This window comes from Acinetobacter baylyi DSM 14961 = CIP 107474, from assembly GCF_000368685.1.
In the GTDB taxonomy this organism is placed as follows: Bacteria; Pseudomonadota; Gammaproteobacteria; order Pseudomonadales; family Moraxellaceae; genus Acinetobacter; species Acinetobacter baylyi.
In genome coordinates this window covers 585,623-600,188 of record NZ_KB849626.1, presented here as the reverse complement: position 1 = coordinate 600,188, position 14,566 = coordinate 585,623, and the positions used below count along the sequence as shown (strand labels likewise).

15 protein-coding genes are annotated in these 14,566 nt (G+C 41.3%); 4 read left to right on the top strand and 11 right to left on the bottom strand.

The window, feature by feature from the left end; genetic code table 11:
• Positions 1-39: 39 nt before the first annotated feature.
• The 5 genes from F952_RS07045 to ppx are packed head-to-tail and all read right to left on the bottom strand — an operon-like array spanning position 40 to position 5,152.
• Entirely contained in the window at positions 40-606 is a 567-nt protein-coding gene (locus tag F952_RS07045; RefSeq protein ID WP_004924570.1) for a YggT family protein, read from the bottom strand.
• A 16-nt stretch (positions 607-622) separates the two neighbouring features.
• Entirely contained in the window at positions 623-1,459 is an 837-nt protein-coding gene (proC, locus tag F952_RS07040; protein ID WP_004924568.1) for a pyrroline-5-carboxylate reductase, read from the bottom strand.
• A complete protein-coding gene (gene tilS, locus F952_RS07035; protein ID WP_011182676.1) occupies positions 1,456-2,835 on the bottom strand; it encodes a tRNA lysidine(34) synthetase TilS in 1,380 nt (459 codons plus the stop codon). The genes proC and tilS overlap by 4 nt, the downstream gene beginning before the upstream one ends.
• A complete protein-coding gene (locus tag F952_RS07030) occupies positions 2,772-3,596 on the bottom strand; it encodes an acetyl-CoA carboxylase carboxyltransferase subunit alpha (RefSeq protein ID WP_004924563.1) in 825 nt (274 codons plus the stop codon). The genes tilS and F952_RS07030 overlap by 64 nt, the downstream gene beginning before the upstream one ends.
• Positions 3,597-3,631: 35 nt before the next feature.
• A complete protein-coding gene (gene ppx / locus F952_RS07025; protein WP_004924560.1) occupies positions 3,632-5,152 on the bottom strand; it encodes an exopolyphosphatase in 1,521 nt (506 codons plus the stop codon).
• 277 nt (positions 5,153-5,429) lie between these two features.
• Between ppx and trxA the strand changes: the two genes are divergently transcribed.
• The 3 genes from trxA (at position 5,430) to F952_RS07010 (ending at position 8,044) form a co-directional block, all read left to right on the top strand.
• Positions 5,430-5,756 (top strand): thioredoxin, encoded by a 327-nt coding sequence (gene trxA / locus F952_RS07020; protein ID WP_004924558.1) that lies wholly within the window; start codon positions 5,430-5,432, stop codon positions 5,754-5,756.
• Positions 5,757-6,093: 337 nt separating this feature from the next.
• On the top strand, positions 6,094-7,362 hold the full coding sequence (gene rho / locus F952_RS07015) for a transcription termination factor Rho (protein ID WP_004924555.1): 1,269 nt from the start codon (positions 6,094-6,096) through the stop codon (positions 7,360-7,362).
• A 415-nt stretch (positions 7,363-7,777) separates the two neighbouring features.
• Positions 7,778-8,044: a hypothetical protein gene (locus F952_RS07010; protein ID WP_004924552.1), complete on the top strand. Its 267-nt coding sequence runs from the start codon at positions 7,778-7,780 to the stop codon at positions 8,042-8,044.
• A 156-nt stretch (positions 8,045-8,200) separates the two neighbouring features.
• Here the strand turns inward: F952_RS07010 and F952_RS07005 are convergent, their stop codons facing one another.
• Genes F952_RS07005 through pheS form a run of 3 tightly spaced genes read right to left on the bottom strand, consistent with a single transcriptional unit; the run spans position 8,201 to position 11,887 of the window.
• Complete coding sequence (locus F952_RS07005; RefSeq protein WP_004924549.1) at positions 8,201-8,494, bottom strand: integration host factor subunit alpha; 294 nt, start codon at positions 8,492-8,494, stop codon at positions 8,201-8,203.
• A complete protein-coding gene (pheT, locus tag F952_RS07000) occupies positions 8,491-10,872 on the bottom strand; it encodes a phenylalanine--tRNA ligase subunit beta (RefSeq protein WP_004924546.1) in 2,382 nt (793 codons plus the stop codon). The genes F952_RS07005 and pheT overlap by 4 nt, the downstream gene beginning before the upstream one ends.
• A gap of 34 nt (positions 10,873-10,906) precedes the next feature.
• Positions 10,907-11,887, bottom strand: coding sequence for a phenylalanine--tRNA ligase subunit alpha (gene pheS / locus F952_RS06995; RefSeq protein ID WP_004924544.1), 981 nt, complete (start codon positions 11,885-11,887; stop codon positions 10,907-10,909).
• A gap of 154 nt (positions 11,888-12,041) precedes the next feature.
• Between pheS and F952_RS06990 the strand changes: the two genes are divergently transcribed.
• Positions 12,042-13,082: a hypothetical protein gene (locus tag F952_RS06990; RefSeq protein WP_004924540.1), complete on the top strand. Its 1,041-nt coding sequence runs from the start codon at positions 12,042-12,044 to the stop codon at positions 13,080-13,082.
• A 51-nt stretch (positions 13,083-13,133) separates the two neighbouring features.
• On the opposite strand, the gene F952_RS06985 is transcribed toward F952_RS06990, so the two are convergent.
• The 3 genes from F952_RS06985 to rpmI form a co-directional block, all read right to left on the bottom strand.
• On the bottom strand, positions 13,134-13,331 hold the full coding sequence (locus F952_RS06985) for a hypothetical protein (protein ID WP_004924537.1): 198 nt from the start codon (positions 13,329-13,331) through the stop codon (positions 13,134-13,136).
• A gap of 468 nt (positions 13,332-13,799) precedes the next feature.
• Positions 13,800-14,159, bottom strand: a complete 360-nt coding sequence (gene rplT, locus F952_RS06975; RefSeq protein WP_000124858.1) for a 50S ribosomal protein L20 — start codon at positions 14,157-14,159, stop codon at positions 13,800-13,802.
• A gap of 11 nt (positions 14,160-14,170) precedes the next feature.
• Complete coding sequence (gene rpmI, locus F952_RS06970) at positions 14,171-14,365, bottom strand: 50S ribosomal protein L35 (protein ID WP_002054552.1); 195 nt, start codon at positions 14,363-14,365, stop codon at positions 14,171-14,173.
• Positions 14,366-14,566: the final 201 nt, after the last annotated feature.

Below are 14,566 nucleotides of genomic sequence, written 5' to 3'. Positions count from 1 at the left end.
TAAAAAAGGCCGATTATATCGGCCTTTTTCAGATCTATCTTATAAACCTGTCAATAAAACTTTTGCGACTTCATTCATCAGGATTTCTGCAATATAAAGCGCCAGAAAGGCCAAAATTGGAGATAAGTCAATCATTCCCATATTGGGCAATAAGCGACGGAACGGTGCCAGCAAAGGTTCAGCAAGCTCCTGAATCACCTCAATATACGGCGAACGTGATTGTGTAAACATCACCACCCAACTTAAAATGATGGTTGCAAATATCAAATAACGACAGAAGCGAATTAAGTCTTGAATCATGGTGACAAAAGTCAAAATCAATAAATGAATCGGACTATTTGGCATTACACCCGAAAGATACATGACCCCAAAAATTTTAAGCAAATATAAAACAACCAAAAGTGCAATAGCAGCCAAGTTGACTCGGCCTTTTGCCACTGTCGGAAAAATACGGCTAAAAATATCAACAATTTTGGTGGCTTTAACGGTAGATAAAACAACAGGATTGTACGGACTCACCCCTGTCAACTGGATCAGAAAACGGAAAAATACCAATAAAATGGCAACGTTAATTAAAATACCAAAAATGAGCGCAGAACTCGCCATAGTGTTACTATCCTACTTAAGTCGTTTTGGTGCTGTCACTGAGCTCATGGGCTAACTCTTGACTTCTTTTTTGGGCTGCAGCAAGTGCAGTCTGAATATTTTGTGAAATCTGGGCACGATCAAATACTTCAAGTGCGGCTTGTGTCGTTCCATTTGGAGACGTAACATTCTTACGTAATTCAGATGGGGTATTTGAACTGGTAATTGCCATTTGTGCCGCTCCCAAAGCTGTTTGCAAAGTTAATGCTGTTGCAACTTTTTCGTCCAGCCCCATATTTTTACCTGCACGAATCATACTTTCCATCAAGTAGAAAAAATATGCAGGACCCGAACCTGAAACTGCAGTGACTGCATCAATCTGGGCTTCTGAATTAACCCAAATCGTTAAACCTGTTGCAGCTAAAATCTGGCTCGCGAGATCACGGTCATCACTACCGACATTTTCATTGGCATATAAACCATGTGCACCCGTTTGAACTAAAGCAGGGGTATTTGGCATCACACGTACAATTCGGTCTGTACCAGATAATTCAGCAATAGTTTCAATCTCTGCACCTGCAATAATCGAAACAATCAGTTTTCCATCGAATAAACCCTGTAAAGGTTTGAGGACGGTAGCCAAAACTTGTGGCTTAACTGCTAATACAACAACATCTGCATGCTGAATTGCTTCAACATTGTTGTTAAGTGCTTGAATCTCTTTTTCTTGCAATACTTGGCGAATCGCTTCTACTGGATCAGAAACCATAATCCGAGTTGAAGGTAATCCACGCGCAATCAGCCCTCCGATGAGGGCTTGCGCCATGTTACCACCACCAATAAATGTGATATTTGATTTTAATGTCGCACTCATGAATTCTGCTCAACTCGCAAATAATTTACATCAGAAATTAAATTAGGTTGCCATCCCCCAGCTTCACAATACGATGATTGTGCCAGCCAAAAACCTTTGGGAGTAAAAACGCCTAGCATAACATTATCCAACGCCAATATTTGAATTGTATGACGCAACCAAGGCAAAATTTGTGCCTCCTGAATGGCTTTTTTTAATGGCCAATGTCCTACACGTCCGTACAGATGAATTTTTTCTCCGCCTTGTCTGGGAAGTAGCTGCAAAGGCTGTTCGAATAATTGTGGTGATAAGCCCATTTGCATGGGCTGAATCTGAAATACCCCAGAGGCAAGCTGCAAGGATGCATCCATCTGCAACTCAATAGTACTCACTACATTAGAAACTAAATCTTTTTGCAAATATTTATTTTTTTCAACACGATATAAAATATTTTGGTAGCGTACGTAGTAATGATGATTCCAGTGCAATGCCGCTTTTGCATCAGCTTTTGCACAAATGACTTCCTGTTGTACTCGTTCCACCATTTCAAATGCTGGCCGATAAATCGCCTTCCCTTTCATCCAGAAAGATAAAAGCTGTCGTTGTCTTGCCAGAGAAAGTTGTTGTAATCGACTAAGATCTAGATGATTAAGGTCACCACACTGATTCAAATCTTGCTGCAAAACCTCATGTAGAATTTCATCAGCATCCTGCATCAAAATACTGGTTCGACTGATCGCTTCCTGCATTTTGGGAAAACGCTTTTGAAGGACAGGCCAAACAGTTTCACGGCACCATGCCCGATCATAAGTGGTATCAAAGTTAGTCAAATCTTGGATATAAGGTATTTTAAGATGTTCTACCCAGTGTTCAATCTGTTGTCTTGAAACAGATAACATAGGCCGCCAGCAGCATATATTTTTTTTCTGTTCGATTTCTTTCATGGCACCCAGCCCTTTCACACCACTGCCAGAGAGTAACCTGAGTAAAACGGTTTCAGTCTGATCTTGCTGATGATGGGCCAATACTAAAACTTCATTCGATTTTAAATGCGATTCAAACGCAGCATATCGTGCTTCTCTGGCCTGATTTTCCAGATTACCCGTATCAACAATAACCGGCTGGATAGTGAAGGGAATATGAGACTGTTGTGCAAAATTTTGAACAAACACTCCCCATGCCCGACTACTGGATTGTAGCTGGTGATCGATATAAATCGCACGTACTTTATGAGGAAACAGTTCCGACATCAAATGCAGCAATAACATGGAATCCATGCCACCGCTGCATCCAATTAAGAATACGGTATCAGCAGGAAATTGCTGAGCCTGTATTAAGAGGCGATGCCTAAATTTTCGCTGCCAAATTTCATCAAACGTTGGTAACGCGCTTCGCATCGTTCATCTGCATCCATAGCAAGCAATTCATCTAGCGCCTGTTTTAACACGACTTGAAGATTTTGCATAACCTGTTCTGGATGTAAATGCGCACCTTCGCCTTCATCGACTACGTATTCAACGATACCAATCTTTTGCAGTTTATCTGCTGTCAATGCCAATGCATTGCTGGCTTGCTCAGCTTTTTCAGCAGTTTTCCACAAGATTGTAGCGCAGCCTTCTGGAGAGATCACAGAATAGATGCTGTGAGACAACATCACGACACGATCGGCAACACCGATACCTAATGCACCACCAGAACCACCTTCACCCAGTACTGTCGCAATGACAGGCACTTTAAGGCTCGATAGCTGTGCAAGACTGGTCGCAATCGCTTCTGCCTGACCACGTTCTTCAGCGCCGACACCTGGATATGCACCCATGGTATCGATAAACGTAAATACAGGTAGATTAAAACGCTCAGCCATATCAAGCAAACGTTGCGATTTACGATAGCCTTCAGGATTACACATACCAAAGTTGTGCTTGAGCTTCTCACGTGTACTACGACCACGGTGTTGACCAACCACCATCACAGGTTGACCTTCAAAGCGAGCTAAACCACCCACCATCGCACCGTCATCACCAAACAGACGATCACCATGTAAAGCATCAAATTCGGTGAAAATTTCTCCGACATAATCTAAGAATTGCGGACGATCTGGATGTCGTGCAATTTGAACCGTTGTCCACGCTTTAGACTGAGCAGCTTTATTTTTCATAAGTCGAGCATTATCCCTAAATTAACCAAATCGAGTTAATCGATAAATTTTTCCGACTGAATATTCAACTCAATGTCCCAGTGCTTAAATTGCTCTTGCTCATCGTGCAAATCGGCAACCAGCAATGGCCATTGTTTGGCATCACCAGAAACGCTAAGCTGCCATTGTTGATCATTTACAATGCTTAATTCAATGGCAGGAAGCATCTGATCACTGCGACTATGATTGAGTAAAACAGCAAGGCGAAGCAGCAAACATAGGTAAAGTAGCTTGGTACCGCCTACCTTTAATACGTCATTTTTACTGTCGTTGCGTAGCTTGCGGCGATGGTGGGCTACCAAATGTGCCAGATGATTTTGATCAATTTGTGAAAAGCCAGGAATATCGGAATGTTGCAATAAATATGCACCATGACGATGATATCCGCCATGACTGATGGCCAAGCCAATTTCATGTAAATACGCTGCACGACGCAATAAGTCACTGTCTTCACTCACTAAATCTAGCTTGTGTGCGACATCATCAAACAAATGTTGAGCAGTATTTACCACACGTTCTGCCTGTTTGAGATCGGCATTATAACGTCCCATCAGTGCTTGAACACTGCGGTCGCGGATGTCTTCATGCTTGAAACGTCCAAGCAAGTCGTACATAACACCTTCACGTAATGCACCATCTGAATAAGCCAGCTTATCGATATTCAACACTTCAAAGACTGCGTACAAAATTGCCAACCCAGCTGGCAAAACTGCTCGACGATCATCTTTTAGACCTTCAAAATCAATTTCAGACACATGCTTAAACTTGATTAATCGATCTTTTAACTTTTCCAGACCTTCACGCGTGACATTCTCTTGCTCATCGCTCAGCCCCATATTCACCATAATCTGTTTGGCAGCTTTAATCGTTCCACTCGAACCAACAACCGTATCCCAGCCTTCAGCTTTATAAATATTGGCAATGGCTGATAATTCTTTGCGCGCGGCCACCACCGCCTTATCAAATACTTTCGAGCTAATATCACCATCTGCAAAATAAGCTTTGGTATACGCTACACAGCCCATTTGCAAGGATTCAGTCTGAATCGGCTCAAATTCTTCACCAATAATAAACTCGGTCGACCCCCCACCGATGTCTACCACCAGTCGACGGCCACCATTGGCCATGGTGTGTGAAACCCCCAGATAAATCAGACGTGCTTCTTCACGTCCTGCAATAATCTCAATCGGTTTGGGTAAAATTTCGGCAGCACGCTGAATAAACTCGTGTCCATTTTTAGCCTGACGCAATGCGTTGGTTGCCACAATACGCAAACGATTTGGCTGTACAGAACTTAAACGTCCCACAAACCGTGCCAGACAAGCCAAACCACGTTGCTGAGCAGCTTCAGTCAAATTTTTATTTTCATCAAGTCCCGCTGCAAGCTGAACCTTTTCTGACATAGAAGCCACTTTCTTAACTTCCCCATGATCTACACGTGCAATGGCTAAGTGAAAACTGTTCGACCCCATATCGATGGCAGCAAGTAATTCTTCATCTATCAAAAAGTCAGCCATTATTGATATAAACCTTTATAAAATTCACGCTAAGATTAATTCACATATATACAATTGAAAAGCCATATTTCGGCTCATTTTCAGAGTGTTTACCACTCAAATCGTAATTTTACGATAGTGTAATACGATTACAAGTATCGTGAGCATCCATTAGACAAAATATAAGATAAACTTGAATAATGTAGATCAACCCCTATATTGATATAGAAGACAATGTCATACTTGAAGTTTCATTCGCCGAACTTCTATATCTTTTAAAAATAATTTGGAGCAAACTATGTCTGCCAATATTGTAAATACAACCGATGCTAACTTCCAAGCAGACGTGTTAGATGCTGAAACACCTGTACTTGTAGATTTTTGGGCAGGCTGGTGTGCGCCATGTAAAGCTATCGCACCTGTTTTAGAAGATTTGTCTCGTGAATACGAAGGTAAAGTAAAAATTGTAAAAGTTGACGTCACTGCATGTGAAGATACGGCTGTGAAATACAATATTCGTAATATTCCTGCACTTCTTCTATTCAAAGACGGTAAAGTTGTTGCACAACAAGTCGGTGCTGCACCGCGCTCAAAACTTGCTGCCTTTATTGATGAAAACGTTTAATCCGTTTTTGTGAATAAAATTTAAATACGCTATTGTTCAATAGCGTATTTTTTTTGCAGGGAAATTGACAAATATCATCATCTGACTTATAGTTCTTGAGCAGGAAGTGCTGAAGGAAAATCACTTCATTTGCCTCCTTTTCGCAAGACACAAAACATAAGATCGCCGCTCGGCAACAGAAATTGTTTCACATATTTCTTTTTTGAAATAACCAACCAAACTTCTGCGTTTGTGATTGTGCAAGTGCGATTTTTATCGTCATTTGAATGCTTGCGGCTGACCTTTATATCTTTCCATTTCTGTGCTCTACACACTCCTTTTATCTATCTGACCACTTATGAATTTAACCGAACTCAAGAAAAAACCGATTGGCGAACTCATTAAGATTGCAGAGTTTATGGGCCTTGAAGGTATGGCTCGTAACCGCAAGCAAGATATTATTTTTGCCATCTTAAAACGTCATGCAATGAACGGCGAAGAAATTTTTGGCGATGGTGTGCTTGAAATTCTCTCTGATGGTTTTGGTTTCTTACGTTCAGCTGCAGGTTCTTACCTTGCAGGTCCAGACGATATCTATGTTAGCCCATCGCAAATTCGTCGTTTCAATTTGCGCACAGGTGACACTATTACAGGAACCATTCGTCCACCTAAAGAAGGCGAACGTTATTTTGCATTATTAAAGGTTAATCAGATTAATTACGATACGCCAGAAAACTCGCGTAATAAGATTTTATTTGAAAACCTCACACCGCTTTTCCCAACCGAACAACTCGTGATGGAACTAGGGAACGGTACCACAGAAGATTTAACGACGCGTGTGGTCGACTTAATCGCACCAATCGGTAAAGGTCAGCGTTCGATTATCGTTGCACCACCCAAAGCTGGTAAAACCATGTTGTTGCAAAGTATTGCGCAATCGATTGTTCGCAACAACCCAGAGGTGTTCCTGATTGTTCTTCTCATCGACGAGCGTCCAGAAGAAGTCACCGAAATGGAACGTACTGTTCGTGGTGAAGTCGTTGCCTCAACATTTGATGAATCGCCTGCACGTCACGTTCAAGTAGCAGAAATGGTGATTGAAAAAGCCAAACGTTTGGTTGAACACAAAAAAGACGTCGTAATTCTACTTGATTCGATTACCCGTCTGGCACGTGCTTATAACACTGTTATTCCATCATCTGGCAAAGTATTGACTGGTGGTGTGGATGCACATGCCCTAGAGCGTCCTAAGCGCTTCTTTGGTGCTGCACGTAATATCGAAGAAGGTGGATCACTGACCATCATCTCGACTGCATTGATTGAAACTGGCAGTAAGATGGATGATGTCATTTATGAAGAATTCAAAGGAACAGGTAACCAAGAAATTACGTTAGACCGCCGTATTGCCGAAAAGCGTGTGTTCCCTGCCATGAATATCAAAAAATCAGGTACACGTCGTGAAGAACGCCTGATGGATGAAGATAACCTGCGCAAAGTCTGGATCCTGCGTAAGCTTTTACATCCAATGGATGAGTTGGCGGCAATGGAGTTCTTGCTTGATCGTATGAAAGAAACCAAAACCAATGATGATTTCTTTGATCAAATGAAACGTAAAGCTGCAAACTAAGTTTCATCAAAACTATCAGAAGGCTGTCTATAACGACAGCCTTTTTCATTTGGTTGACTTTGATTACATAAATATACAATTGCAAAATCTGACTGTTAAATTAAGTATAAGCGTTTGATTAATATCAGCTTCAAATACAAAAACTGTATAAATTTTAGTTAGTTATTCATTGTTTATCCAATGCAGAATTCTCTTTTGATTGTTATTTTCTGTTAAAAAACAGACAATTTTATCTGTTTTTTACTTAAATTTTGACTTCAGGCAGTAGTAATTGGCAAATGGCAGTGATAGCATATCCGCAGACCAGTTAGACTGCTCTATGCGTTGTTACCTAACTACGTTTTAGGAATAATTAAAGCACAAACAGGCTAACGTAGGTTTTTTTTAATCTCAATTTTTTTATGAGAGTGATGCCATGTTATTCAAGAAAATCGCTATTGCTGCTGCTATCGCTACTACTTTAGCTTTCGTTGGTTGTGCAAAGAAAACTGAAGAAGCTGCTGCTGACGCTAATGCTGCTGCATCTCAAGCAACTGCTGCTGCTTCTGAAGCTCAAGCTGCTGTAGACGCTTCTGCTGCTTCTGCTCCAGCTTCTGCTGCTGTTGCCGCTACTGCTGCAACTGACGCTGCTGCTGCTGCAACTGACGCTGCTCACGCTGCTTCTGCTGCTGCTTCTAAATAATCTAAAATTTAGATTATTTGAAAAAAGAGAGCCTCTGGCTCTCTTTTTTATTGCTTGCCATTTGGCTTTTAGTCATGGTGTTTCTTTATGTCTAATCAAGAGATCAGAGATAGAGTTATCCTGTTAATCTCAAATAAAAACAAAAAAAAGAGCAGGTTATTCCTGCTCAGTTCCTACGCGCTGTCTAAACTTCTGACCCGCTCTAAATGTGACGACGCGACGAGCAGAAATTGGAATTTCCTCTCCTGTCTTTGGATTGCGTCCTGGACGCTCACGTTTGTCACGTAACTCGAAATTACCGAATCCAGAAAGCTTTACATGCTCACCGGCGATCAAGGCTTGGCTGATTTCATCAAAGAATAACTCTACCATTTGCTTCGCTTCACGGCGATTTAGACTGGTAAGTTCACTTAAATGATCTGCCATATCTGCTTTTGTTAATGCTGTCATGAGGCCCTCAATGTCGCTTGATAAGTGTTTTCCAACACTTCAATTATATTATCCATACCTGACTTTATTTCAGCATCTTCAAGCGTACGTGATGGGTGTTGCCATAAGAGTGCAAATGCCAGAGAACGTTTGCCCTCTTCAACACCTTGACCCGTATACACGTCAAACAACCAAGTTGAATCCAGAAGATCACCACCCGTTTGTTTAATTAACTGCTGAATATCGCTCACATTTATCTTATCACTGATTAATAAGGCAATATCACGTCTAACTGATGGAAAACGTGATAATTCTGTAAAATTAGATACATAAGATTGCAAAATCGCCTGTTGATCCAGTTCAGCAACCCACGTTACGCCCAAATCCAGATCATTTTCTAATGATGGATGTAATCGTCCAAGGTAACCAATTGACTGACCTGCAATTAAAATTTCCGCAGACTGACCTGGATGCAACCATGCACGTTCAGAACGTACATATTCAACCTTTACGCGACCTGCTGCCAGAATTTGCTCGATATCATGCTTCAGATCGAAGAAATCCATAGGCTGGGTTTTACCATGCCATTGTTCTGGCACAGATGAACCTACTGCAATCAGAGCCAAAGTTGGTGTCTGTTGAAGATCATGGATAGATGCTGCATTCTGATAATCAAAACGTAAACCCAACTCAAAAAAGCGAACACGGTTTTGTTGGCGATTGAGGTTGTGTTGTACACACGGAATCAAGCTTGACAGTAAAGTACTACGCATGACAGCCAAATCACTTGAAATTGGATTCGCTAGCGCCAAAGGATTGACGTCTGGATTCAACTGCTTTTCAAGTTTGAGGTCTGCAAAACTAAAACTAATCGCTTCTTGATAACCCAATGTCGCAATCGTTTGACGCAACTGTCCCAGCTCAAGATGATCTTGATATTTTGCAAGTTTTACATCAATTTTTGGAAGACGGATCTGAATATTGTCATAGCCATGAATACGTGCGACTTCCTCAATCAGGTCCTGATAAATCGTGATATCGAAACGATGTGAAGGTGCAACCACCACCCACTCGCCTTGCGCTTTTACAGCAACCTGACAACCAAGACGAGTTAAAGCATCTGCAATAAAGTCGGTTTCAACTTCATAACCTAAAAGCTGACTCACTTGTTGCTGATTCAGTTCAATTGCTTCGCGTTTTGGTAACAATGCTGTATTTTCGGCCACTGTAATTGGACCAAATTCACCGCCTGCAAATTGCTGAATCAATTGTGATGCACGATTCATCGCTAGTAATGGCAGCTCAAAATCGACACCGCGCTCGAAACGCTGTGATGAATCGGTATGCAGCCCAAAGCGACGTGCACGGCCAGCAATTGCAAGCGGTGCAAAGAAAGCACTTTCAAGGAAAATATCTTGAGTGTCATCAGTCACACTCGATTCAAGCCCCCCCATAATGCCAGCAATTGCCAGCACCTTGGCATCATCGGCAATGACCATGATATCTTCGTTTAATTCAACATTCTGATCATTGAGCAGCGTCAATTTTTCTTGAGCTGAAGCCTGACGTACATGAATTGCTCCGTTTAGTTTCGCCAAGTCAAATGCATGCATCGGTTGACCGAGTTCCATCAGCACATAGTTGGTCACATCGACCAGAATACTGTGGGTACGGATTCCCGAAGCAGCCAGTGCCTGTGCCATCCATTCAGGTGTCGTGGCTTTTACATTTACATTTTTGATGATACGCCCTAAATAACGTGGTGCGCCTTCAGTTTCAAGATGAACCTGTTTCTGCTCATTCAACGTTGCTTCTACAGCCTGAATATCAGGTGGTGTAACTTCAAGTTGGTTAAGCACTGCAAGATCACGGGCAATACCACGGATACTAAAACAATCACCACGATTTGGTGTGATACTAATATCAATAATATTGTCATCAAGCTTGAGGTATTCACGGATATTGAGTCCAACAGGTGCATCTTCTGGCAACTCAAGCAAACCATCAATCTTATCTTCAAGATCAATTTCTGATGCACCACACAGCATGCCTTGTGACTCAATGCCACGCAGCTTGCCTTTTTTGATTTTAAACTCGCCAGGCAACACCGCACCAATCGTTGCGACAGGTGCTTTCATTCCCACACGAAGATTAGGTGCACCACACACAATTTGTAGTGGCTCACCATTGCCAATATTCACAGTCGTTACACGCAATCGGTCTGCATCGGGATGCTGTTCAACCGTCAACACTTCGCCCACGACCACACCCGTAAATGGCTTGGCAACTGGTGCCAATTCATCTACTTCAAGACCCAACATGGTGAGCTGATCGGCCAATGTTGTGCTATCAATTGCAGGATTTACCCAAGTGCGTAACCAACTTTCACTAATTTTCATCTTTATAAAACCTTAAATTTAATCCAGAAAATGTTTAAGCAAATTGGCGTAAGAAACGCACATCATTTTGATAGAACATTCGCAAATCATTGATGCCATAACGCAACATTGCAAAACGCTCTACCCCTAAACCAAAGGCAAAACCTTTATATTTTTCAGGATCAATGCCAGCAGCACGTAATACATTTGGATGTACCATGCCACAGCCTAAAACTTCTAACCAGCGACCACGCTCATCCATAATATCCACTTCGGCACTTGGTTCTGTAAACGGAAAGTAAGATGGACGGAAACGGACCTTGAGGTCTTTTTCAAAAAATTCATTCAATAGATTGATCAGCAGGCCTTTAAGCTCTGCAAAACTGGTATTTTCGGCAACGTAAAGACCTTCAATCTGATGGAACATTGGAGAATGTGTCTGATCTGAATCACAACGATATACACGCCCTGGGCACACAATACGAATTGGTGGTTGCGTGGTTTCCATTGTACGAATCTGTACACCAGAGGTATGTGTACGCAATAAATGATTCACATCAAAATAGAATGTATCGTGCATGGCACGCGCAGGATGATGACCTGGAATATTCAATGCTTCAAAGTTGTGGTAGTCATCTTCAACTTCTGGCCCTGTCGCGACACTAAAGCCTGCTTTGGTAAAAAATTGGCAAATACGTTCTTGTACTTGAGTAACTGGGTGAATACTGCCCATATGCTGACCACGCCCAGGCAGCGTAATATCGATGGTTTCACTTGCCAGTTTTTGTTGTAATGCGGCTTGCTGCAATGCAGTCTGACGCTCAGTTAAGGCAGCGTTAATTGCTTCACGGACAGCATGAATGGCTGCACCTTGCACTTTACGTTGCTCAGGATCCATTTTTCCTAATGCTTTCGATTGTTCTGCAAGCTGGCTTTTTTTCCCTGTAAACAGAACTCTAACTTGATCGAGTGCAGCAAGGTCTTGAGCTGCTGCTATAGCAGCAAGCGCTTCGGTGGTCAGGGCTTCCAGTGACATAGTAACTCTCAAAGCAACAATTTATAAATAAAATAAAACTCTGCATTCTAACAGTTTTTAAATGGATTGATGAAGCATAAACACAGGAAAATTACTAGGCAGTAGATTTATAAAACGTATAAGATAAACCACAGTGTGAATGAGAAACTCAACAATGGCACTTGATCAAATCTGGAAACAACAACTCACTCTGGTCACTTATGGCAATGAATATCTTAGCCATGACTTGAGTTTTTCGCGGTGGAAGCAACACTCTATCTTTTGCCAGCATGCCTTATACTTTCGAGATTTGCTATCACAGCATTTATTGGCCCAGCATTTTCAGGTTTGGCTTGAAGGCTTAAAAAGACAAGGTAGTTATCGAATTAGCCTGCATCTTTCAAGCTTGCTCAACGAAGAGCAAAATCCAAATGCCAATGTTGAGCTACTTCCCTATGCACATTTTATTGTGAGCCATGAAAAAAACAAAAAGACGGCATGGCTGCTTGGGAAAGAACTTGCTGAATGGTATTTAAATGACAATGATTTTGAAATACCTGCGTCTCAGCAGGTCAAAATTCATCAGGAAACCTTCTGGCGATTTGAGCTCAATGACAAATTATCTAAGAAAGTTGAAGCAGATTTAGATGCTACAGACTGGAAAAAAATTCCATCGTTCTTAAATACCGAACTATTCGAACAGCGTTTGGCTCAAGGTTTTACAGCCACTCAAGAACTTGATGTTCCATTTTACGGGATCGAAAAATCTAAAATTCAAGAAGTAGAAGACTTAAAACTTCAAGAAGTCCAGTATTTATCCTTATTGCCAACAGATTACTCGGCCGATCTGGCACATGAACTGCTTTATAAGATGGAACGTTTTAACAATTTTATTCAGCAAAAACGTCAAAATCCTTATCACGATTCAGGAGAAATGATTTCTCCAGAAGAACAAATCAATTTAAGAAATTTCAGTCAGAAACTTGATGATTTGTATGCAAAACTGATTGTTAAAATTGCAAATCATTATCAATCTGCACAACGTCTACCTATCGAGATTGTATCGCCTCTTGATCCACAGGCTCAAACTGCTTTTTCTCAAAAGCAAGCTCTAGCATCTGAAAGCACACATCATAAGGTGAGTTCATCTGGTGTCATCAAGCTGATTATTTTGACCATTATTATTTGTGCTTGTGCCTATTATTTTGGTCTGTAATCGCTTACAAAGCCTGAGATCCGTTTGGATCTCAGTTCTCATATTTATTGGTTAGAATGTTGGCTTAATTTTAATAATGACATGGTGCCCGCCATCATGCTGATTAATCACATGATGAACACCCTCAACCAATCCTTCAATTTCAGCATCCGGACCATAAAAAATTCGTACACTTTCACCTAAACGTGGTAACAATCCTAATTCAATTTCAATGGAACCTTGCTCGATACCTTCAACAAGTACTTTCATAAATGATCTCCTTTTTTACTACTTTAAGAAGAATCATCAAAGTATGTCTAATCAATCCTGTTGATCATCTGTAATTTTTAGGCTTTTCCAAACGTGTATCAAAACAAAGCCAAGAAGGTTTAAGCCGCTCCATTGTTTTGGATTTTGAATATTCAGATGTTCTTCGGTCATGCCGATCATCCTAAATAGCATCTCGCAATGTCCAGCAGTCAGATGCTTAATGTCCGTTGAAATGCAGAAGGCAACCATGGGCTTAAGAAGCTATTCTCCACATGATTAGTTTGCTTTGGAATATGCTCACAGAAATATAAATATTAAAAAATGGCCTTGTTCGACTTGTTAAATTAAGTCATTTAAGAATTTTTCATCATTCATTTTTAGTATCTTATTCTTTTTATTTACACTTAATTGTACGTTTTAAAGCAAAAAAAGACCGCTAAAAAGCGGTCTTTTTTTGAATCTCTAAGCTTATGCAGCCAAAGCGCCTTTTGCTTTTTCAGCTAAAGCAGCAAATGCTACTGCATCATGCATAGCGATGTCAGCTAATACGCGACGGTCGATGATCACTTGAGCTTTTTTCAAGCCATCGATCATACGGCTGTAAGACAAACCGTTTTGACGAGCACCAGCGTTGATACGCGCAATCCATAGAGCACGGAATTGACGTTTCTTCTGACGACGGTCACGGTAAGCGTATTGACCAGCTTTGATTACCGCTTGGAACGCTACGCGGTAAACGCGTGAACGAGCACCATAGTAACCTTTAGCGCGAGCAAGAATTTTTTTGTGACGACGATGAGCCACTACACCACGTTTTACACGAGCCATTTATAATCTCCTTAGATGTATGGGCACATACGACGAACTGAATTCATGTCAGAAACATGAACCATTACACAGCCGCGTAATTGACGAATACGTTTCGCAGATTTTTTGGTCAAGATGTGGCGCTTGAACGCTTGTTTACGCTTAAAACCGTTTGCAGTCGCTTTGAAGCGTTTAGCTGCACCACGGCGAGTTTTTAACTTAGCCATAGTAACCTCTTTTGAGCACCTGTTCGGCGCGTTTGCACCATTGCAAATCGACCTGCAGGTAAGGAAGGCGAAATCATACATGATCCTTGCTCAAAACAAAAGCATTTTTAGAGCACACCCAAGACAATCCGATCATTTACTTGAGGAAAAATTTCATCATAAAAAACCAAAAACTGATCATTATTTTTAAGGAACTGCGCT

Coding starts and splice junctions, on each gene's coding strand:
- F952_RS06985 (WP_004924537.1), bottom strand. CDS start 13,331: ATGAAAGTACTTGTTGAAGGTATCGAGCAAGGTTCCATTGAAATTGAA.
- trxA (WP_004924558.1), top strand. CDS start 5,430: ATGTCTGCCAATATTGTAAATACAACCGATGCTAACTTCCAAGCAGAC.
- pheS (WP_004924544.1), bottom strand. CDS start 11,887: ATGTCACTGGAAGCCCTGACCACCGAAGCGCTTGCTGCTATAGCAGCA.
- tilS (WP_011182676.1), bottom strand. CDS start 2,835: ATGCGAAGCGCGTTACCAACGTTTGATGAAATTTGGCAGCGAAAATTT.
- proC (WP_004924568.1), bottom strand. CDS start 1,459: ATGAGTGCGACATTAAAATCAAATATCACATTTATTGGTGGTGGTAAC.
- F952_RS07045 (WP_004924570.1), bottom strand. CDS start 606: ATGGCGAGTTCTGCGCTCATTTTTGGTATTTTAATTAACGTTGCCATT.
- F952_RS07010 (WP_004924552.1), top strand. CDS start 7,778: ATGTTATTCAAGAAAATCGCTATTGCTGCTGCTATCGCTACTACTTTA.
- ppx (WP_004924560.1), bottom strand. CDS start 5,152: ATGGCTGACTTTTTGATAGATGAAGAATTACTTGCTGCCATCGATATG.
- F952_RS06990 (WP_004924540.1), top strand. CDS start 12,042: ATGGCACTTGATCAAATCTGGAAACAACAACTCACTCTGGTCACTTAT.
- pheT (WP_004924546.1), bottom strand. CDS start 10,872: ATGAAAATTAGTGAAAGTTGGTTACGCACTTGGGTAAATCCTGCAATT.
- rplT (WP_000124858.1), bottom strand. CDS start 14,159: ATGGCTCGTGTAAAACGTGGTGTAGTGGCTCATCGTCGTCACAAAAAA.
- F952_RS07030 (WP_004924563.1), bottom strand. CDS start 3,596: ATGAAAAATAAAGCTGCTCAGTCTAAAGCGTGGACAACGGTTCAAATT.
- rpmI (WP_002054552.1), bottom strand. CDS start 14,365: ATGGCTAAGTTAAAAACTCGCCGTGGTGCAGCTAAACGCTTCAAAGCG.
- F952_RS07005 (WP_004924549.1), bottom strand. CDS start 8,494: ATGACAGCATTAACAAAAGCAGATATGGCAGATCATTTAAGTGAACTT.
- rho (WP_004924555.1), top strand. CDS start 6,094: ATGAATTTAACCGAACTCAAGAAAAAACCGATTGGCGAACTCATTAAG.